Annotated in this window: 13 protein-coding genes; 8 read left to right on the forward strand and 5 right to left on the reverse strand. The window is 71.8% G+C overall.

Annotated features, from left to right (window positions below):
- Window positions 1–80 precede the first annotated feature (80 nt).
- The 5 genes from ACQP2T_RS19610 to ACQP2T_RS19630 all read left to right on the forward strand — a co-directional run bounded on the left by ACQP2T_RS19610 (window position 81) and on the right by ACQP2T_RS19630 (window position 11,264).
- A complete protein-coding gene (locus tag ACQP2T_RS19610) occupies window positions 81–2,009 on the forward strand; it encodes an erythromycin esterase family protein (protein WP_433517545.1) in 1,929 nt (642 codons plus the stop codon).
- 15 nt (window positions 2,010–2,024) lie between these two features.
- Window positions 2,025–2,672: a dienelactone hydrolase family protein gene (locus ACQP2T_RS19615; protein ID WP_433517546.1), complete on the forward strand. Its 648-nt coding sequence runs from the start codon at window positions 2,025–2,027 to the stop codon at window positions 2,670–2,672.
- 106 nt (window positions 2,673–2,778) lie between these two features.
- Complete coding sequence (locus tag ACQP2T_RS19620) at window positions 2,779–3,108, forward strand: hypothetical protein (RefSeq protein WP_433517547.1); 330 nt, start codon at window positions 2,779–2,781, stop codon at window positions 3,106–3,108.
- A gap of 39 nt (window positions 3,109–3,147) precedes the next feature.
- The gene (locus ACQP2T_RS19625) at window positions 3,148–10,710 is read left to right on the forward strand and encodes a zeta toxin family protein (protein WP_433517548.1); all 7,563 of its coding nucleotides are present in this window, start codon (window positions 3,148–3,150) and stop codon (window positions 10,708–10,710) included.
- Window positions 10,711–10,712: 2 nt separating this feature from the next.
- Window positions 10,713–11,264 carry a hypothetical protein gene (locus tag ACQP2T_RS19630; protein WP_433519801.1) on the forward strand — a complete coding sequence of 184 codons (552 nt, stop codon included), beginning with the start codon at window positions 10,713–10,715 and terminating at the stop codon, window positions 11,262–11,264.
- Between the two features lie 72 nt (window positions 11,265–11,336).
- Here the strand turns inward: ACQP2T_RS19630 and ACQP2T_RS19635 are convergent, their stop codons facing one another.
- Complete coding sequence (locus ACQP2T_RS19635; RefSeq protein ID WP_433517549.1) at window positions 11,337–11,675, reverse strand: hypothetical protein; 339 nt, start codon at window positions 11,673–11,675, stop codon at window positions 11,337–11,339.
- 226 nt (window positions 11,676–11,901) lie between these two features.
- Between ACQP2T_RS19635 and ACQP2T_RS19640 the strand changes: the two genes are divergently transcribed.
- Entirely contained in the window at window positions 11,902–12,879 is a 978-nt protein-coding gene (locus ACQP2T_RS19640) for a trypsin-like serine peptidase (protein WP_433517550.1), read from the forward strand.
- Between the two features lie 28 nt (window positions 12,880–12,907).
- On the opposite strand, the gene ACQP2T_RS19645 is transcribed toward ACQP2T_RS19640, so the two are convergent.
- Genes ACQP2T_RS19645 through manD form a run of 4 tightly spaced genes read right to left on the reverse strand, consistent with a single transcriptional unit; the run spans window position 12,908 to window position 18,039 of the window.
- A complete protein-coding gene (locus ACQP2T_RS19645; RefSeq protein ID WP_433517551.1) occupies window positions 12,908–13,945 on the reverse strand; it encodes an L-idonate 5-dehydrogenase in 1,038 nt (345 codons plus the stop codon).
- Window positions 13,942–15,324, reverse strand: coding sequence for an MFS transporter (locus tag ACQP2T_RS19650; RefSeq protein WP_433517552.1), 1,383 nt, complete (start codon window positions 15,322–15,324; stop codon window positions 13,942–13,944). Before ACQP2T_RS19650 ends, ACQP2T_RS19645 begins: the two co-directional genes overlap by 4 nt.
- A 13-nt stretch (window positions 15,325–15,337) precedes the next feature.
- Entirely contained in the window at window positions 15,338–16,834 is a 1,497-nt protein-coding gene (locus ACQP2T_RS19655) for a mannitol dehydrogenase family protein (RefSeq protein ID WP_433517553.1), read from the reverse strand.
- Window positions 16,831–18,039: a D-mannonate dehydratase ManD gene (gene manD / locus ACQP2T_RS19660; RefSeq protein ID WP_433517554.1), complete on the reverse strand. Its 1,209-nt coding sequence runs from the start codon at window positions 18,037–18,039 to the stop codon at window positions 16,831–16,833. The genes ACQP2T_RS19655 and manD overlap by 4 nt, the downstream gene beginning before the upstream one ends.
- Window positions 18,040–18,155: 116 nt before the next feature.
- Between manD and ACQP2T_RS19665 the strand changes: the two genes are divergently transcribed.
- Window positions 18,156–18,866, forward strand: a complete 711-nt coding sequence (locus ACQP2T_RS19665) for a GntR family transcriptional regulator (protein ID WP_433517555.1) — start codon at window positions 18,156–18,158, stop codon at window positions 18,864–18,866.
- A 50-nt stretch (window positions 18,867–18,916) separates the two neighbouring features.
- Window positions 18,917–19,888, forward strand: a complete 972-nt coding sequence (locus ACQP2T_RS19670) for a MerR family transcriptional regulator (protein WP_433517556.1) — start codon at window positions 18,917–18,919, stop codon at window positions 19,886–19,888.
- The last annotated feature ends 16 nt before the right edge of the window (window positions 19,889–19,904 follow it).

The following is a 19,904-nucleotide window of genomic DNA, read 5'->3' on the forward strand; positions in this document are numbered from 1 at the left end:
CAGATCACACCTTCCGTGATCGCCGGGATGCCGGACGGGCACTGAGCGGTCTACTGACTCAATACCGTGATCGTGACGACGTGATCGTGCTCGGGCTGCCGCGCGGCGGCGTACCTGTGGCCTACGAGGTGGCCGCCGCGCTGGAGGCCCCGCTGGAGGTGTTCCTCGTACGCAAGCTCGGTGTGCCGGGGCACGAGGAGCTCGCGATGGGGGCGATCTCCAGCGGCGGGGTGATCGTGCTCAATGAGGAGGTCGTCCGCGGGTTCGGCATCGAGCCGTCGGTCGTGCGGCGGGCGGCCGAGCGGGAGGGCCGCGAGCTGGTACGGCGGGAGCTCGCCTATCGCGAGGGACGGCCGATGCCGGAGCTGGGCGGCCGAACCGTCATGCTGGTCGACGACGGCCTGGCCACCGGGTCGAGCATGCGGGCGGCCGTGCTCGCGGTGCGGCGGCTGCGGTCGGAGCGCATCGTGGTGGCGGTGCCGGCCGCGCCCAGCTCGACCTGCGAGGAGCTGCGGCTGGAGGTGGACGAGGTCGTGTGCGCCACGACGCCGTCCCCGTTCTTCGCCGTCGGGCAGGCGTACTGGGACTTCGACCAGGTCACCGACGAAGAGGTACGGGAGCTGCTGCGGGCGGCGGCACGACCCGGGAACGCCAACAGTACGCGCGCGGGCGGCGGGCGGTCCGAGGCGGCGATCATCCGCATGGCCGCCGCGGTCGTCGAGAACGGCGTCCCCCCGGACGAGACCCTGTTCGGGCTGGTCGGGGATGCCCGCCTGGTGCTGATCGGGGAGGCTACGCACGGCACCGCCGAGTTCTACGCGGCACGGGCGGAGATGACCAGGAAGCTCATCGAACAACGCGGCTTCCACGGGGTGGCGGTCGAGGCCGACTGGCCGGACGCCTACCGGGTGAACCGCTACGTACGCGATCGGGGCGAGGACGAGACGGTGGAGGAGGCGCTGCGCGGTTTCGAGCGCTTCCCGACATGGATGTGGCGGAACACCGCCGTCGTGGACTTCGTCGGCTGGCTGCGCGATCACAACGACCGGATCGGCGACGAGGCGCGTAAGGCCGGTTTCTACGGGCTGGACCTGTACAGCCTTTACCGGTCCATGCAGGACGTCATCGACTACCTCGATCGGGTCTCCCCGGAGGCCGCAGCGCGGGCCCGCGAGCGGTACGCCTGCTTCGACCACGCCGACGGAGACGCCCAGTCGTACGGGCTGGCGGCGGCCTTCGGCGCGGGGGAGTCGTGCGAGGACGAGGTGGTCGCCCAGCTCGCCGACCTGCGGCGGCACGCTTACGAATACACCAGGAAAGACGGCCTGCCGGCCGAGGAGGAGCTGTTCCACGCCCAGCGCAACGCCGTGAGCGTGCGGTCGGCCGAGCGCTACTACCGCTCGATGGTCACCGGCCGCATCTCCTCCTGGAACCTGCGCGACGAGCACATGGCCGATGCCCTGGACGCCCTGGCCGACCATCTCGGCCGGGTCAGTGGTGAGCCCGCCAAACTGGTGGTGTGGGCGCACAACTCCCATCTCGGCGACGCGCGGGCGACCGAGATGGGCGCCCGGGGCGAGCTCAACGTCGGCCGGCTGGTCCGCGAGCGCCACCCCGGCGAGTGCCGCCTGATCGGCTTCACCACCTATTCGGGTACGGTCACCGCCGCCGACGACTGGGGTGGCCCGGCCGAGCGCAAGATGGTCCGGCCGGCGCTGCCCGGCAGCGTGGAGGAGCTACTGCACCAGGCGAGCAGCGGGGAGTTCCTGCTCTGGTTCGACGTGGCCAAGCCCGCCGCCGACGTGCTGCGGACGGCGCGCCTGCAGCGGGCCATCGGGGTGATCTACCGGCCTCAGACCGAGCGGCAGAGCCACTACTTCCAGGCCCGGGTGGCCGACGAGTTCGACGCGTTGATCCATATCGACGACACCCGCGCGCTGGAACCACTTGAGCGGACCGCCGTCTGGGAGCGGGGCGAGGCGCCCGAGACGTACCCATTCGCGGTCTAGCTTCGGGGAGGGATCATGAACATCGCGGAAGCCGGCGTGCGGATCCCGATCGGTGACTTGGCCCTGGACGCCGACGTCGCCGTGCCCGCCGAGCCGCGCGGAGCGGTGCTGTTCGCGCACGGCAGCGGCAGCGGGCGCCACAGCCCGCGCAACCGCTACGTCGCGGGGCAGCTCCAGGCCGCCCGCCTGGTCACCGTCCTGGCGGATCTGCTGACCACGGCGGAGGAACGGCGCGACGCGCTGACCGGCGAGCTCAGGTTCGACATCGGCCTGCTCGCCGACCGCGTGGCCGCGCTGACCGACTGGGCCAGGGCCGACACCAGGACCGCGGACCTCGGCATCGGCCTGTTCGGCGCCAGCACCGGCGCCGCGGCGGCCCTGGTCGCCGCGGCGGAGCGGCCCGCCGCGGTGCGGACCGTCGTCTCCCGAGGCGGGCGTCCCGATCTGGCGGACGACGTCCTCACCCGGGTACGCCAATCCACCCTGCTCATCGTCGGCGGCGAGGACCCGGCGGTCATCGACCTCAACCTCCGGGCGATGCGGCGGATGCCCGGCGAGGTCCGGCTGGAGATCGTGCCGGGCGCTTCCCACCTGTTCGCGGAGCCCGGCACGCTTGAGCAGGTGGCCCGCCTGGCCACGGACTGGTTCGTCACCCGCCTCTGAAGTGTCGGCGGATCGTTTCGACGATCGGTGAAGCGTGGTTCCGGCGGGTCTGTCGCGCACTAGCGTCTATTCGCGGTACAGGCGTACGCGCGTAAAGGACAGGCCCATGGGGGAGCGGCTGGAAATCCATCGGCACGTGGTCGATGGCGGGGTGGCGCGCTGGACGGATGCGGCCGTCCAGCTGCGGGACAAGCTGGCCGAGGCCAGGGGCAGGATCGAGAGCCTGCACGCCGCCGCGCCGTGGGGGCACGACTCGGCCGGCCGGGAGTTCGAGCAGGCCTACCTGGCCGATGACGGCCCCAACGCCATGCTCCGGGCGGGCGCCGAGTCGGCGGACTTCGCGGTGGCGGCCGGGCCCGCGGTGACGGAGAACGTGGCCAACTCGGCCGGGGCCGACGCCGACCTGGTGACGCCCAGACGCGTGATGCCGTCCTGATCATGTTTGGGGCCTGAACATGCGTGGGGAAGGGAAGGCGTGACCCGAAACGTCAGCACCCCGGTCACCAGCCCCCTGGCCGGGCAGGACGACACGATCGGCAGTGGCGGTTATGCCACGGACATCACGCCCGCGTGGGGGACGAGTCTGCCCGCGTGGTGCGACGCGCTGATCGCGCTGCTGTCCTCGGGACAGATGTGGCCGGAGGCCAGCGAGTCCGGGGAGGCGGCGCTGGCCGTCGCCTTCGAGGACTGGAGCCAGGCGGCGCTGGAGTTCGCGGCGGCCGGGGGCACGGCGCGTGACCTGATCATGCAGGGCTACTTCGGCTCGGCGGCCGAGGAGTTCAAGAGGCAGGCCGACCAGCTGCTCGCGGAGGGGAAGGGCATCCCGGCCCTCGCCGCTCTGGCGCACGCGTACGCCCTTCAGCACGACAGTTACGCGCGCGAGACGCAGTACGCCAAGTTACTGATCAACGCCGGATTCTGGATCACGGTCTCGTCCATCGCCATCTCCGCGTTCGCGACGGCGGCCAGCGCGGGCGTGTTGACACCGCTGATCGGCAAGTTCGCCGGGCGGCTGCGGACGTTCATGGACAAGGTGTTCACCTGGCTGGAACGGGTGGCGAAGGGCAGGTACGCCGGGTCGGCCGCCATCAAGCAGGCGCCGAAGCTCGCCGCGCTGGGCGGACGGCAGGCCGGCAAGGGGCTGCTGGCCAGGGCGGCGGCCAGCCACATGCTCAGGGAGATTCCCGAGGAGATCGGTGAAGGCTTCCTGATGGACTACGCCGCCCAGAAGGAGCAAATGGATCGGGGCACCCGTACACAGTGGGACGGGCAGAAGACCGCCTCCACGATCCTGGGCGACGCCTCGGGCGCGGTGCTCGCGTCGAAGGTGGCCGGGCCGGTGGCGGGGCTCGTCGGGCGGCTGCCCGGGATCAGGTCGCTCAACGCCGCCGCCGGCGACGCTCCCGGAGCGCTCAACGCCGTCATGCGCTTTCCCGGCAGGGCGTTGCAGACCGGCCTCACCAACGCGGTGATCTCGACGCCGGCCGGCCTGGTCTCCAACGGCATCGTGTACGGCAAGTGGGACATGCCGACCGCGGAATCGCTGCTCGGCGGCGTCGTGGCGGGCGTGGGGCGGACGAACACGATCAGCCCGTTCAGCGTCGACGTCATGAGCGCGATCATCCACCCGCGCCAGGCCCTCGACACGGCCACCACCGCCGCGCTGGCCGCCGACACGGCCCGCGCCGCCGCGACCGCCGCGCCGCCCGCTTCGGCGTCGCCCGTCTCGGCGCCGCCGGACACACCGGCTGGTCCTGGCGGGCCGGTCGAGGCCAGAGGCTTCCCTGGACAGGACGTGGCCGCCCCTCGGGAACGTGCGGAGGTCCCCCGGGGCGTACCGGACACCAAGGTGCCGGCGTCCCGGCCGGAACCGGCCGGTAGCACGAGGCCGCCACACCGCCCGGAACCAGCACAACAGGAACCAGAGCACCGGGAACCGGGACAGCAGCCCCGACAGTCGCCACGACAGCAGGCGGACCCGACGGACCCGACGGACCCGACGGACCCGACGGACCCGACGGACCCGACGGACCCGACGGGCCGGGCGGACGTGACAGGCCGGGCGGACGCGGCCGAGCACGCGGACACGCGCGAGCGCGCTGAGCCGCCACCTCCCGCCGACCCGCCAGCTCCCGCCGATGTGGCGGACCACAGGGAGACGGGAGACCGCACCGAGGCGGCGGACCCAGGGGAGGCGGGGGATCGCGGGGACGTGGCGGGATCCGCCGACCGCGCCGAGGCAGCGGATCCTACGGTCAGCCCGCAGGCCGGACCGGCCGAGGCGCCTCCTGGCCAGCCGGACCACACCCCCGCCCATGACGATCCCTCGTTCGACCACGTCCGGGACAACCTCAGCTCCACCCAGACCGACGCCGTTCATCGGGCCGAGCCGACAGCCACGGCGCAGGCGGACATCCCGGGCGGCACCCCGAGTGACGGCCCGCGCACCGCCGAGGACACCCCCACCCGGCGCCCGCAGGCGAGCACCGCCGACCCGGTGACCGGTGGCCGGAGCTTCTTCGACCTCCTGAGCGGCACGGACGCCGCCCCACCGCAGATGTACGGCCCGGCCCCGGACCGGAGCCAAGGGCGGCCGTACCAGTACGAGACCAGCGGCCCCGACGGGTGGAAGCTGACCGAGGAGGACCACGATCTCATCTTCCGGCGGGACATCGTCCCCGACCTGATGGCGGGCGTGAGACGGCCGGAGCACCCGCGCGTCGTGTTCATCGGCGGCCAGGCCGCGTCGGGCAAGACCACCGCGCAGCAGTCGGCCATGGACGGCATGGGCCCCGACCGCGCCCTCATCGCCGACTTCGACGGCCTGTTGAAGTACCACCCGATGTACGCCCAGCTGATGGCCGAGAACGACCGCATCGCCGCCAAACAGGCCGGCGGGGACGCGTACTTCTGGATGAAGAAGGTCATCGCCCTGGCCGCCGAGCTGCGGGTCAACCTCATCCGCGAAGGCGCGATGAACAGCAGCGAGGCCGTCGAGACCGAGGCTGCCCAGTTCCACGCCCTCGGCTACCGCGCCGAGGCCCACGTCATGGCCGTCCCGGCGCCGATCAGCCGCCTGTCGGTGCTCAACCGCTACCAGCAGATGCGCGACCGGGACGGACACGGACGCCTCGTCGCCCAGGAAATCCACGACCAGGGGTACGGCGGCATCCCCGACACCATGCGGGCCATCGACCGGTCCAGGTATCTGGAGGCGATCACCCTCCACCAATGGGGCGGCGAGGTCGTGTACCGCAACTCCCTCGACGACACGGGACACTGGCGGAGCCCGGCCAGAGCCGAGGAGGTCCTGCGGGAGGCGCGCGAGCGCCCGTTCACCCAGGAGGAGGCCGACTGGTTCCGCAGGACGTACGCGGACCTCGACGGCAGGCTGCCGGAAGAGCTGCGGGCCCAGCTGCCCGAGATCGCCGACATGGCCGCCGCGCACGGCGTGGACCTCGACCCGGAGGGCAGGGCGGAGCGGCTCCGGGAGCGCTACACGGCCCAGGCGGACGGCGTACTGCGAGAGGAGCAGGTCGAGCAGCGCGAGCGGCTCTGGCAGGAGCACCAGCGCCGGCTGGCCGAGGCGGCGCCCGCCGAGCGGGAACGGCTGAGCCGGGAGCTCGCCGAGGAGTGGGACCGCCTGGCCGAGCAGCACGAGCTCGACCGGGCCGGGCTGCGCGTGCTCGCGTACTGCACCGAATGGGACCCCCACAAAGGCGGCATCATCGCCGTCAACCGCAAGCTGGTCGAGGGGCTCGCGGAGGCGGGGCACGAGGTGTACGTCCGCGTCGGGCACGAGGTGCCGAGCGGTACGGGCGGCGAACGGCTGCACGTGATCGGCCCCCGGCAGTATGACCCGGGCCGCAGCGAGATGGACCAACTGGAGTTCGACGGCGAAGAGCTGCCGCCGGACGTGGACGTCGTCATCGGGCACAGCCGCTACTCCGGCCCGGCGGCCCTGCGGGCACGTGATCAGCTTTATCCGGACGCGCCACTCGTGCACGTCCTGCACATGGTGACCGGCGCGCTCGGCCGGATCGCGGACATGGAGGCGCTGGGCCGCGACTTCGAGGGCATCGAGCGGGCGCTGGTCGCCGAGGCCGACATGCTGGCCGGCGTCGGCCCGGTGCTCGCCACGGAGGCGCGGCGGCTGGCGGACTCCAACCCCGGAGATCGCCTGCCTCCCGTCCACGAGCTCCTGCCCGGCGTGCCGTTCGAGCTGCCACGGCAGCACCCCTTCTTCGGGGAGCGGACCCGTACCGTCCTGCTCATCGGCCGCGCCGACGCCGCCCAGAAGGGCGGGCACGAGGCGGCGCTGATGATCCGGGAACTGCAGAAGGACCTCGACGTCCGGCTGGTCATCCGGGGCGCGGCCCCGGAGACCGTGCCCGAGGTGAAGGAACGGCTGTCGAACGTGGCGGGCCGAGAGGTCGAGATCAAGCCCTTCACGCTGGACCGCGAGGAGATCCTGGCGGACATGCGGAAGGCCGACGTGGTGATCATGCCGTCGCGGGGCGAGGGGTTCGGGCTGGTCGGGCTGGAGGCGGCGGGCGCGGCGGTGCCCATCCTGGTGCCCCGGTCGAGCGGCGTCGGCGCCCTGCTCGGCGACCCCGGCCGCTTCCCGCCGGAGCTCACCCGGGCCAGCCTGGTCGAGCAGGGGTTCGAGGACAGGGTGCCGGTCGAACGCTGGGCCACGCACCTGAAGGAGATCCTGGGGGACCTGCCCAGAGCCCAGGAGAAGGCCCGCCAGCTGCAGCAACTCCTGCGCGAGGCGAACGCCACCTGGAAGGGCGCGGGCGAGTCCCTGGTGGCCGCGGTGCAGGACCTGGCGACCCGTGCGGCGGTACAGGACGCGGCGGTGTCCGGCCTGCCGCCGATGCCGGGCGAGGGGTGGGTGAACTGCGCGCAGGGCCACGCCCACTGGGGACTCTTCGGCGGGGCCGGGCTGCTGGTCCACCACCGTGCCCCCGGCGGCGAGACGCACGTACTCATGCAGCAGCGCGATCCGTCCGTCGACCAAGGGGGGACCTGGTCCCTGCCCGGCGGCGCGCGGGACAGCCACGAGTCGGCGGCTGAGGCGGCCCTGCGGGAGACCGTCGAGGAGAGTGACCTGCCGCCCGGCGAGGTCCACGTCGAGGAGGTCGTCAGAGACGACCACGGCGGCTGGTCGTACGACACGGTGATCGCCTCCGTCGCCGAGCGGACACCCGTCGCCGTGAAGGGGAGCGAGTCCGGGGCGATGGCCTGGATCCCGATCTCCAGGGTCACGGAGCTCGACCTGCACCCCGGCTTCGCCGCCAGCTGGCCGCGCGTCCGAGCGGTGCTGGAGGGCGAGTCTCCCGCCCCGGCGGAGAGCGAGCCCGTCTATCCGGCGGCGGCCAGGTATGGTTTCGGCGAAGCCCCGGCCCTGACCCTGCCCGCCCATCCCGTCACCGGTGCCCGGGTGACCAGGAGAGAGCCGCTCACCCATGGCGACGGCCTGCTGAACCGGGAGCTCGTCACATTCGACGACGGCACCCAGGTGACCTACGAGCGGTACGCGCGGGCGGACGACGCGACGGTCAAGGTGCTCGACTCGCATGTCGGCCGCGCGGTCGGCGCGCGGGTCCCGCTGTCGTACTCGCTCGGCCGCCGGGACGTCTACAGCGACCACATGCCCGGCGAGCAGGCGACCGACCGGATCTGGCAGCAGGCGGCCACCCGTGACGGGGTGTTCCTCGGCCTGTATCACGCGGTGACCGCCAAGCACGGCGTCACCCTCCAGGATCTCGCGCTCGGCCGGGGCGGCGCCCTGCTCGGAGTCGGCGACGGGGCCGCGTCCCACCTGCTGCTCCCCGACGCGACCAACCCGTTCGTCCGCACGTTCTTCCGCGAGACCGAGCCGCGCGTGTTCAGATGGGTCGACAACCCGATCCCGCCGAACGACATCGCGATCATCAGGCGGCAGCTGGACGGTCTGCGCCCGCTCTTCGAGCGCATGAACCGGCTCCCCCTGCACGAGGCGGTCCTCCAGCGCCTCTGGCACGTCGCCGAGCACGCGTCGGGCACCGGGCGACTGCTGCCCAGAGCGGCGGACCACGCCGTCACCCTGCCCGTGACGGAGCCGGTCGGGCACTACGCGCCGCCTCCGCCGCCCGACTCCCCGGAGCGCGCGCACCACCGCCAGGTCGCGGAAGGGCTCCTGACCGGGGACGGCGCGTTCACCAGCACCAGCGTCGCCAAGACGCACACCATCGACGCGCTCGCGGGCAGCATGCGGTCCTCGACGCCGGAGCTGGTCCTGGCCGCCGTCGGCCTGCACGTCGGCTCCGACATGGTCAACCGCCTGGGCGACGGCGACTACGTCCTCGCGCCGTTCAACGAGCGCTTCCCCTCCATGGGCGCGCGGGTCCTGCGCGTCGACGCGCTCGACCCCGCCGACCCGGCACACGCGCCGGACAAGGTGGTACGGATGGACGATCCGTCCGCCGAGACCCTGGTGCGGCGGATCGCGGTGAGCGAGCTGCTCGGGGCCTGGGCGCATCGCAACGCCAACAGCAACGTACGGGTGCTGGCGCTGCAGGAGGTCGTCCAGGAGGAGTTCGGTCTGACGGAGGCGATGTCCTGGCCGATGGACGGCAAGACGCGCAGCGCGGTCGACATGGAGCTCCTTTACAACCGCGAGACGCTGCGCGAGTTCATCCGCCGCCAGTACGAGTTCACCCAGGCGGAGCTGGCCCGGCGCGGCATCGAGGAAGTGATCGCCTACCGGGGAATGGCGTGGCCGGAGGGCGAGCACTCGGCGTGGGCCGGGCTGCGTCCCGGGGACATGTTCGAGATGCGGCACCGGCCGCTGGCGAGCTGGTCCGCCGACCGCCAGGTGGTCATGGACTGGCTGGACTCCCTCCCCGGCCGCGGCGTACTCCTGATCGACAGGAAGCCCGCGCGGGACATCGTCTCCGTCCCGCTCACGGGGATGGGCTTCTTCCGGCAGCGAGAGTTCGTCTCGCTGCCGGGCGATCGGCTGGCGACCCTGGACCACATCTCCGCGGGGATCGGCGGGTCCTTCGGAGAGGCCGAAGCGCCGGCGACCGTCGGCGACCACGGCGGCTGGACCCTGCGGCCGACCCCCGTGACCACGACCGAACTCGACCTCACCGACCCGCTGAGCCACCGGATCGACCGGGTGCTCAAGGGGCAGGAGCCCTACCCGTCGTGGTGGCCGCACGACGACTCCGGCTACCACGTCACCAAGCGCGATCTCGACTTCCTCGGCATGTCCCCCACGCAGCTCAAGTGGCTCGTCACCCGGCAGGCCCCCATGGGCATGACACCGGAGCGGTATCACCGCTACGCCAGTGAGCTGCTCGACGCGATCGGGCGAGACGGCATCAGACCGGCCGAAGTGGACATCCGGCTCAAGGGGACCGGCGCCGAGTTCTTCGCCGGGCTGCACAAGACGTTCCCGGCCGGGGAGGAGCTGGCCGGCAACCCGGAGGCGCTGCGCAGGATCCAGGAATGGTTCGGTGATGACCCGAACCGCCCGCTGCGCCGCCCGTTCGACTCGATGTACCGGCTCGGCCTGGAGCACCCGCCCAGCGACTATGACATGGACATCTCCAGCAGCGCGATGGTGCAGGTGGCCCGGTCCCACTGGCCGCCCGGCCGCTATCCGGGCGACTTCATGGGCGGCCACGGCTACATCGACAAGGACAGCCTGATGAGAGCCTTCCCCGAGCTGGCGGCGTGGAAGAATGACTGGGAGACGGCGCTGGGGCGGCCCATATCGCTGGGCCTGTTCGAGTCCAGCGGGCCGTTCGACGGGACGAGCATGGGCTCCGAGCTCTCCTCGCACTTCCGCGACACCGACTGGATCATCCACCGCCCGGCCAACCCGAGAGCCTGGCTGACCACCTGGCCGTCACCCGACGCGGGCGGGCCGTCCACTGACGGGCCGTCTGGTTACGGGCCGTCAACCGACCGGCAGTCTGGTGACGGACCGTTCGCCGATGGACCGTTCACCGACGGGCCGTCGACCCGACGAGAGGAAGAGTGACGATGCTCTGGCCGGCACTCCGCGTCCTGGCCCACGGGGATCTGGCCGCCGATCAGGTGCGGCAGCTGATCGGCGCCCTGAACCTGGACGAGGTCCCGCGCACCGAAGGGCCGGGGGAGGAGGCGAGCCTGGCGCACCGCACCTTCACCGACGAGGCCGGGGCGCGGCTCGTCCTGGACCTCTCGCGGGTCGGCGAGTCGGGCTGGCTGCTGGCCCTGTTCTCCGACGGGGCGCCGCAGCCGGACACCGTCGAGAGCCACCGTCGGCTCCTCCGCGACGCCGCCGAACGCCTCGGCCTGACGATCGTCCAGGTCGACCCGCCACAGAGCGCCGACGAGGTCTTCCTGACGCCGACCCCGCCGGAGGGCGCGATCGGCGAGTCGTGGGAGCTGCCGTACGACGAGCTGGACCAGCTGTGGCAGCACCTCGGAGTGCGCGATGACGCACCCCGTGAGGTGAAGAAGGTCAAGCTGGCGGCGATGACCCGGGCTCCCGTCTGGTCCTCCGCCCCGGTCCGGCTACGCCGTCAAGCCGCTGACTTCCTGCGCGACTGACGCCCAGCAGGAAACTCACCGACGGCCCGCTGACTGCGACCGCCTCACTGACGCCGGCTGACCGCGACCGCCTCACCGTCTGCCGATGAACGTCTGACCGAGCAACTCCTGAGACAGATCCCTGGCCAGGCCCGCGAGCGCCTCCCCGCTGTCGCCAGGCCCGAAGGCGGCGCCGGGGGACAGGCGCGCGGCCAGCTCGTCCAGCAGGTCGGCGATGATCATCGCCTGGAGCTCCGTGACGGTCACGTTGCGGGCCGGCTCGCCGGGCTGCCGGTCGTCGAGCCCACGATCGCCGGCCAGCCGCTGCCGCAGGTCCGCCGCCCGCTGCTCCAGAGTGATGGGCTCGCCCGGACCGTCCCCCTCATAGCGCAGGGACGTCAGGCAGTGCCGGGACGGATCCAGCTGCGACATTCGGGCTTCGTCCTCTCAGCGGGCGACATCGTCAGGACCGCCATGCTACTCGCGACGGATCACCCGTGCCCTGTCCTGGATGGGTGACCGCGCTCGCGCCGCCCAGGTCGTGCGCGAGGCGAGCCGGCCGCCCCTCACCTCCTGCCAGCGGCGTACCTGCGGTAATTGCAAGCTTTGTCAACTTCTGTGGTAAATCTCCGTAGTCACGGTTGTCACGGAGGTTCGCATGCGTATCTTGGCCATCGCCGGTATCACCAGCCTCGTGCTGGGATTGAGCGTTCCGGCGGGGTCCGCCGATTCCGCTCCCGAAGAGGGGCCGGTCGGTCACGTGGCGCCCACGACGTTCGCCGCGGCGGGGGAGTATTGGACGCCGGAGCGCATGCGTGACGCCGAGCCGCTGGTGGAGCCGGCGCAGGGCGCGAGCCCCTCAGTGGCCGCGGTCCCGAAGGCCGCCGGGGAGCAGGTGGACCTGCCTCCCCTGGTCGTCGCCCAGACCAGCAGCTGGGTCCGCCCGTACGCCGCCTCGGCCGCCAAGCAGCAGACGTGGCGCTCCGGCGGTCTCATCGCCAAGACCGCCGGCAAGGTCTTCGGCACCGGCGGCAACGGCAACGACTTCGTGGCCTCCGGGAACGTGGTGCGCAGTAAGGACGGCGACGTGGTCGTCACCGTGGGGCACGCGCTCGTCGACGGCCAGGGCCGGTGGAGCAAGAACCTCGTCTTCGTCCCGGCCTACAAGAACGGGGCGGCTCCGTACGGCAAGTTCGCGGCGCGGAAGATGTACATCTGGTCCGGGTACATCAAGGACAACGCTCACTATCCGCCGTTCGACTTCGGCATGCTGGTCGTCAATCCGGTGAAGGGCAAGAAGGTCCAGCAGACCGTGGGGGCGCAGGGCATCCGGTTCAACGCGACCGCCGCCGGCGCCTCCAACCTGCTGCTCGGTTACCCCAGCAACGGCAACGGCGGTCGTACCCTGCAGTACTGCAGCGGCGCCTCGGTGACGCCGAGCTACAGCATGAAGTACGCGATGGTGTGCGACATGGGCGGCGGCTCCAGCGGCGGGCCGTGGTTCCAGGACTTCAACAAGATCACCGGGACCGGCTACCAGATCTCCGCGCACGCGCTGCGCAACACCACCACGAGCTATGGCGCCTACTTCGGCCCCGAGGCGCTGAAGACCTTCCGCGCCGCCGAGGCTTCCTGACCCTTGGCCGAAGCCGCCTGACCCGCGCTCACCGCGCCGTCCCGCCGAGCCGCAGCATCACCTTGCCGCTGCCGCTCGCGGGGTCGGCGGCGATGGCGAGCGCCTCGGCCGCCCGGTCGAGGTCGAAGCGGTGGCTGATGATCGGGGAGACGTCGAGGCCGTCCCGCATGGCGCTCAGGGCCTCGTCGATCTCCTCGGCGAAGCGGTAGGAGCCGATCCAGGTGATCTCCCTGGTCACCAGGTCGCCGAGGGCCGCCGAGACGGCCGTGCCGGGCAGGCTGCCGACCTGGACGAGGGTGCCGCCACGGGCGGTCGCCCGCAGGACGGAGCCGAGCGCGGCCGGGCTGCCCGAGGCCTCGAAGACCAGCTCGACGTCCTGGGGGAGCGTGGCGTCCCCGCCGACCTCGACGGTCTCGTCCGCGCCCATCGCGCGGGCGACGGCGAGCGAGGCCGCGGAGAGGTCCGAGGCGATGATCATGCCCGCCCCACGGTGTTTCGCGGCGGCCACGACCAGTGAGCCGATCGAGCCGGAGCCGTTGACCAGCACGGTCTTCCCGCGCAGGTCCCCGGCGCGGCGCACCGCGTGCATCGCCACGGCGAGGGGCTCGGCGAGGGCGCCGCGCTCGGTGTCCACGCCCTCGGGCAGCGGCCGGATCTGATCAGCGCGGACCACCCGGTACTCGCTGAACCCGCCGTCGGTGTGCGGGTCGAAGGCGGCCGACCCGAAGTAGCGGACCCGGGGGTAGAGGTTCGTGCGGCCGGCGAGCCGTTCGGGCAGGCGGCCGTCGCCGACCAGTTCGGCCGGGTGCACGGTGACCGGCTGCCCGACCGTCAGTCCGCTGACGCCCGCGCCGATCCCGGCGATCCGGCCGGCGACCTCGTGTCCGAGCACCAGAGGGTGCTTGAGCACGGCGGTCCCGGACGCCCCGTTCTTCCAGTACGAGATGTCGGAGCCGCAGATTCCGCCCCACTCCATGGCGAGCAGGACCTGCCCTTCGCCCGCCACCGGGTCGGGGCGCTCGTCGATCCGGAGGTCACCGGGACCGTGTACGACGGCCGACTTCATACCGCGTCCTCCAACCGGACCAGGTCGCGCTCGCGGGTCTCAGGGGAGAGGACCGCGGACAGCAGGGTGATGAGCGAGTAGACGACGAGCATCGCCGCGATGGGCCACCAGCTGCCGGTGACGGCGGTGAGGGTGGCGGCCAGGACCGGGCCGATGGCGGTGGCCAGGATGCCGCCGATCTCCTTGGCGAGCGCGAGCTGGGTGAAGCGGGTCCGGGAGCCGAACAGCTCGGCCATCGTGACGCTCTCCAGCGAGAACAGGCTCAGGACGCCGATGTTCAGCCCCAGGATCATGCCCAGCATCAGGGCCGCCGTGCTGCCGGAGATGATCATCAGCATCATCGGGAACGCGAAGGCGATGGTCAGCAGCGTGACCGCGATGTACATCGGGCGGCGGCCGAAGCGGTCACCGAGCAGGCCGACCACCGGCACGGTGACGAAGCCCAGCAGCGAGCCGTAGACGATGGCGCTGGTCGGGATCGACCGGTCGACGAGCAGCGTGGCGGCGATGTAGCCGACGAGGAAGGTCTGGGCCAGGCCCGAGTTGCCGGCCTGGCCGAACCGCAGGCCCAGGGCCAGGAAGAACGCCTTGCCCTTGCGCTGCTTGAGCCCGGCTTCGAGCACGCCCTCGTCCTTCTTCTGGAAGGCGGCCTCAGCCTGGCTACGGGACATCGCGACGCCGTCCACGACGTCGGGGCGTTCCTCGAAGACCGGGCTTTCCTTGAGATTGCGGCGTACCCAGACCGCGAAGATCATGAGCACGAAGCTCAGCAGGAACGGCACCCGCCAGCCCCACGACAGCAGCTGATCCTCACTCAGGACGGCGAGCAGGATCGCCCACAGGCCCGACGCCGCCAGCGTGCCGGTGTTGGTGCCGAGCGACACCAGTGAGGCGACCAGGCCGCGACGCCGCACGGGGGCGTACTCCGCGAGCATGACGGTGGCCCCGGCGATCTCGGCGCCGGCCCCGAAGCCCTGGATGAGCCGCAGGGCGACCAGCAGGATCGGGGCGAGGATGCCGATCACCGCGTAGGTCGGCAGAACGCCGATCAGCGTGGTCGAGGCGCCCATGAGCAGGATGGTGATGATCAGGACCTTCTTGCGGCCGATCCGGTCGCCCATCCGGCCGAAGTAGATGGCGCCGGCCAGCCGGGCGACGTACCCGACGCCGTAGGTGGCCATGGCGGCGATCAGGCCGATGGCCGGGCTGACGTCCGGGAAGAAGATCTTGTTGAAGACGATGGCGGCCGCCAGCGAGTACAGCTGGAAGTCCATGAACTCCATCGCCGTGCCGAGCCAGCCGGACATGGCCGCCCTGACGAGGTCGCGGGTCGTTCTGGTCACGGCGCCCGCGGGCTCCATGTGCGTGCTGTCTGTCATGGTGAACTCCGGATCAGATTTCGACATGGCCGGCCCGCAGAGCGGGCAGCCGGTCGGCGATGCCGGCGACGAGCGCGCCGTCACCGGCCAGGTCCGCCGCGCCGAGCACGTGAAGCAGGCGGCGGATGGTGTCTTGGTGGTCGGCCGCCTCACGCCAGCAGGCCGCCAGCTGCGCGGCGGCCGGGTCGGTCGTGCCGAACAACTGGCCGGTGGGATCTGGCGCGTCGGACGGACGGCCGCCGTCGGCGGGGCGGGTGGCGTTCGCCCATGCGGCGAGCGCCAGTTCGAGCGCCAGGGTGCCGGCGCGGGCGGCGCGCAGCGAGCGCAGGGCGCCGAACCAGCGTTCCGGGATCTTCCGGGAGCCGTCGGAGCCGATCTGCCGGAGCAGGTGCCGAATTTTGCGGTTACGGAACCGTTTGACCAGGTCATCAGTGTAGGCGAGCGGGTCGGGGCCGCCCTCGGGCAGCGTCGGCGTGACCTCCGCGCTCAGCGCCCGGACCAGCCGCTCCCCCCAGCCGGTCTCCAGGACGTCGGCGATCGTCGCGCAGCCGGCCGCCGCGCCGAGATAGGCCAGGGCCGAGTGGGACCCGTTCAGCAACCGCAGCTTGATGAGCTGGTACGGCACGACGTCGGGGACGAACAGCGCGCCGTCGAGCTCCCATGACGGCCGGGGTCCGGCGAAGGAGTCCTCCAGGACCCACTGCCGGTACGGCTCGCCGACCACCGGCACCTCGTCCCACACGCCGAGCGCGGCGCGGGCCGCCTCCCGGTCCGCGTCGGTCGTCGCCGGCACGATGCGGTCGACGATCGTCGAAGGAAAGGCCACCGACGTCGCCATCCAGTCGAGGACGGCCTGCCGGTCCGGCCACGACGAGGCTTCGACGAAGCCGCGTACCACCGTGCCGAGCGCGGCGCCGTTGGCGGCCATGTTGTCGCAGGACACGACGCTGATCGGGGCGCCGCCGGCGCGCATCCGCGCGGCGAGCCCCACGGCGAGCCGGCCGACGACCGTGGCGATGTCCGCGGTCCGCGCCGCCGCGAGGTCCGCCGCGATCTCCGGGGCGCCGGTGTCGAGCCCGTCGGCTCCGGGGCGGCGGTAGTGGCCCGCCTCGGTGATCGTCAGGGTCAGCACCGTGACGCCGGGATCGGCGAGCAGCTCGTCGACCCGCTCGGCGTCCTGGCGCATCCCCAGGGCGCCGACGATGGATCCGATCGCGCGGGTGGTGGTGGCCGCGGGGTGGCGCTCGGCCGCCGAGTACAGGCAGTCCTGCACGCGCATCGCCTTGACCACCCGCGTCGAGCGTGGGGCCACGGCGACGATTCCCCACGGCTCGCCGCTACGGGCCGCCGCGCTCTCGGTGTAGACCGCCTGGTGGGCCCGGTGGAACGCGCCGAGGCCGAAGTGGACGACCTTCGGGCGCAGTTCCCGGGGATCGACGGCCGGGCGCAGGTCAGGCGCGATCCGGTCGAGCGTGGCGAGGCTCAGCGAGGGCACGATCGAGCTCTTCACCAGTCATGCACCGAGCCGTCGAGGCGCCGCGCGACGGGCAGGTAGCGAGCCTCATAGGGGAAGCGCGCTGCCTCCTTCTCGTCGTACTCGACGCCGAGACCGGGCTCCTCCGACGGGTTGAGCATGCCGTCGGCCAGCGTCACCCCGCTGCGGAAGACCTCCGCGGCCTCGTCGGGGTGGCCCATGTACTCCTGGATGCCGAAGTTCGGCACCGAGAGGTCGATGTGCACCGCGGCGGCCAGGGTGATCGGTGAGAGGTCCGTCGCCCCGTGGGAACCGGTTCTGACCTGGTAGAGCGCGGCCAGGTCGAAGATCCGGCGCAGGTGCGTGATCCCGCCGGCGTGGACGACGGTGGTGCGCACGTAGTCGATGAGCTGCTCGGTGATCAGATGCTGGACGTCCCAGATCGAGGTCAGCGTCTCCCCGACCGCGATCGGCGTCGTCGTGTGGTGACGGATGAGCCGGAACGACTCCTGGTTCTCGGCCGGTGTCGGGTCCTCCATCCAGAACAGCCGGCAGTCCTCCACCCGCTTGCCGAAGCGGGCCGCCTCGATCGGCGTGAGCCGGTGGTGGATGTCGTGCAGGAGGTGGAAGCCGAAGCCGAAGCGCTCGCGTACGGCTTCGAGGTAGGTCGGGGCGAATCCGAGATAAGCCTCGGTGTCCCAGGGCTGCTCGTCGGGCAGCGAGGACGCGGCCGGTTCGTACACCTTGCCCTTGCGGATCCCGTAGGTGCCGCCGACGTCCGGGACGGCGGCCTGGGCGCGGACGGCCTTGTAGCCGAGGTCGAGGAACCGTTCGACGTCGTCGAGCAGGGAGGGGACGTCCACGCCGCTGGCGTGCGAGTAGACCATGACGCCGTCGCGGGAGCGCCCGCCGAGCAGTTGGTAGACCGGCAGGCCGGCGACCTTGCCCTTGATGTCCCACAGGGCCGTGTCCACGGCGGAGATGGCCGTCATCGTGACCGGGCCGCGACGCCAGTACGCGCCACGGTAGAGGTACTGCCACATGTCCTCGATCCGCGCCGGATCCTTGCCGATCAGCAGCGGTACGAGGTGCTCCTGCAGGTAGCTCGCCACGGCCAGCTCACGGCCGTTCAGTGTGGCGTCGCCGAGGCCGGTCACACCGTCCGAGGTCGTGATGCGCAAGGTGACGAAGGTCCGCCCCGGGGAGGCGACGAACACCTCGGCACGCTCGATCTTGCTCACAGATGCCACTCCTTCGGACGATCTCCGACATTCGGTAGTCGAGCAGTACTGATATACAAGCATCTGTCGCACAGATGCGCAATACTAGTTGTGCGATGACCGGGTAGGGTGGGCGTGTGGCCGGATCGAACCAGCGGCGGACCAGCCGTCGCACTGTTTACGAGGCTCTGCGCCGCAAGGTCCTGACCCTTGAGCTCCCGCCGGGGACCGCCCTGTCCGAGAACGAGCTCGCGGCCGCGCTCAAGGTGAGCCGCACGCCGGTTCGGGAGAGTCTGATCCTGCTGTCCGAAGAGGGCCTGGTCCAGATCTTCCCCCAGGTCGGCTCGTTCGTCTCCCGCGTCGACCCGGCCAGGGTGGCCGACGCGCAGTTCCTGCGTGAGGCCGTGGAGCTGGCCTCACTCGACGACCTGCCCGCCGAGCTCGACCCCGGCCTGATCGAGGAGCTGCGGCAGAACCTCAGGGACCAGCAGCGGCCCGACCTCGACATCGAGGGGTTCTTCGCCCTCGACGAGGCCTTCCACCAGGGCCTGCTGCGGCTGAGCGGGCACGGCAACGCCTGGACGACCGTGGCCTCGGCCAAGGGGCATCTCGACCGCGCGCGCCGGCTCGGCCTCCATGTGACCTCCCCGACGAGCTTCGCCGCCCAGCACGTCGAGATCCTCGACGCGGTGGTCCGCGGCGACGTGGTGCTGGCCCGCACGGCCATGCGCACCCACCTGAGGGCGGTCTTCAACGACGTCGAACGCATCCGGGAGCACTCGCCGGAGCTGTTCGCCACGGACTCCGGCTCGGCTCCGGTGCGCCGCAACGTCGTCGTCTGGGAGTAATGGGATGTGCGCTTGAGTCTCCACTAAGGGGAGGCACAAGGGTGGAAGGCATGGACGGCGACACGCTCTACTCGATCGGCGAACTGGCGCGGCGGACCGGCCTGACGGTCAAGGCCATCCGGTTCTACTCCGACCGCGGGATCGTGCCGCCGGCCGGCCGAAGCCCGGCCGGCTACCGCCGCTACGACGTCGACGCCCTCGCCCGCCTCGAACTGGTGCGGACGCTGCGCGATCTCGGGCTGGACCTGCCCACGATCCGGAAGGTCGTGGACCGGGAGGTCTCGCTCGCCGAGGTCGCCGCGGCGCACGCCGACGCGCTGGCGGTGCAGATCCGCACGCTGCGGCTGCGGCGCGCGGTGCTGACGGCGGTGGCCAGGCGCGGGTCCACCCCTGAGGAGACGGATCTCATGCACAAGCTGGCCAAGCTCTCCGAGGACGAACGCCGCCGGTTGATCGGCGACTTCCTCGACACCGCCTTCGGCGGCCTGGACGCCCACCCCGAGTTCGCGGGCGCCAGAAGCTCGATGACCCCCGAACTGCCCGACAATCCCGAACCCGAGCAGGTCGAGGCATGGGTGGAGCTCGCCGAGCTGTCCCAGGACCCGGACTTCCGGGCCGTCATGCGGCGCCTGGCCGAGCAGCACGCGGCCGAGCGGGCCTGGGGCGACACCACACTCCCGCGCCGCGGCTCCGCCGCGATGGTCCGTGACGAGGCGGGCCCGGCCCTGGCGGCCGGCATCGACCCGGTCTCGCCCCAGGCGGAGGCGGTCGTGGCGGCGGTCACGGCCCGATACGCGCACGTATTCGGCCGCCCCGACGACGCCGATCTCCGGCGCCGCCTGCTGGTACGGCTGGAGAGCGCGAACGACCCTCGCCGGGAGCGCTACCTGCGGCTGCTCGCGGTGATCAACGGCTGGCCCGCCCCGGAGAGCCTGGCGCCGGTGCTCGACTGGTTCATCCGCGCCCTGCGGGCCGGCGGCACGCATAGTGCCAGTTCAGAGGGGAAAGAGGGACGCATGTAGCCATTGATGGGGGCGT

This window comes from Nonomuraea sp. CA-143628, assembly GCF_050942315.1.
Lineage (GTDB): Bacteria > Actinomycetota > Actinomycetes > Streptosporangiales > Streptosporangiaceae > Nonomuraea.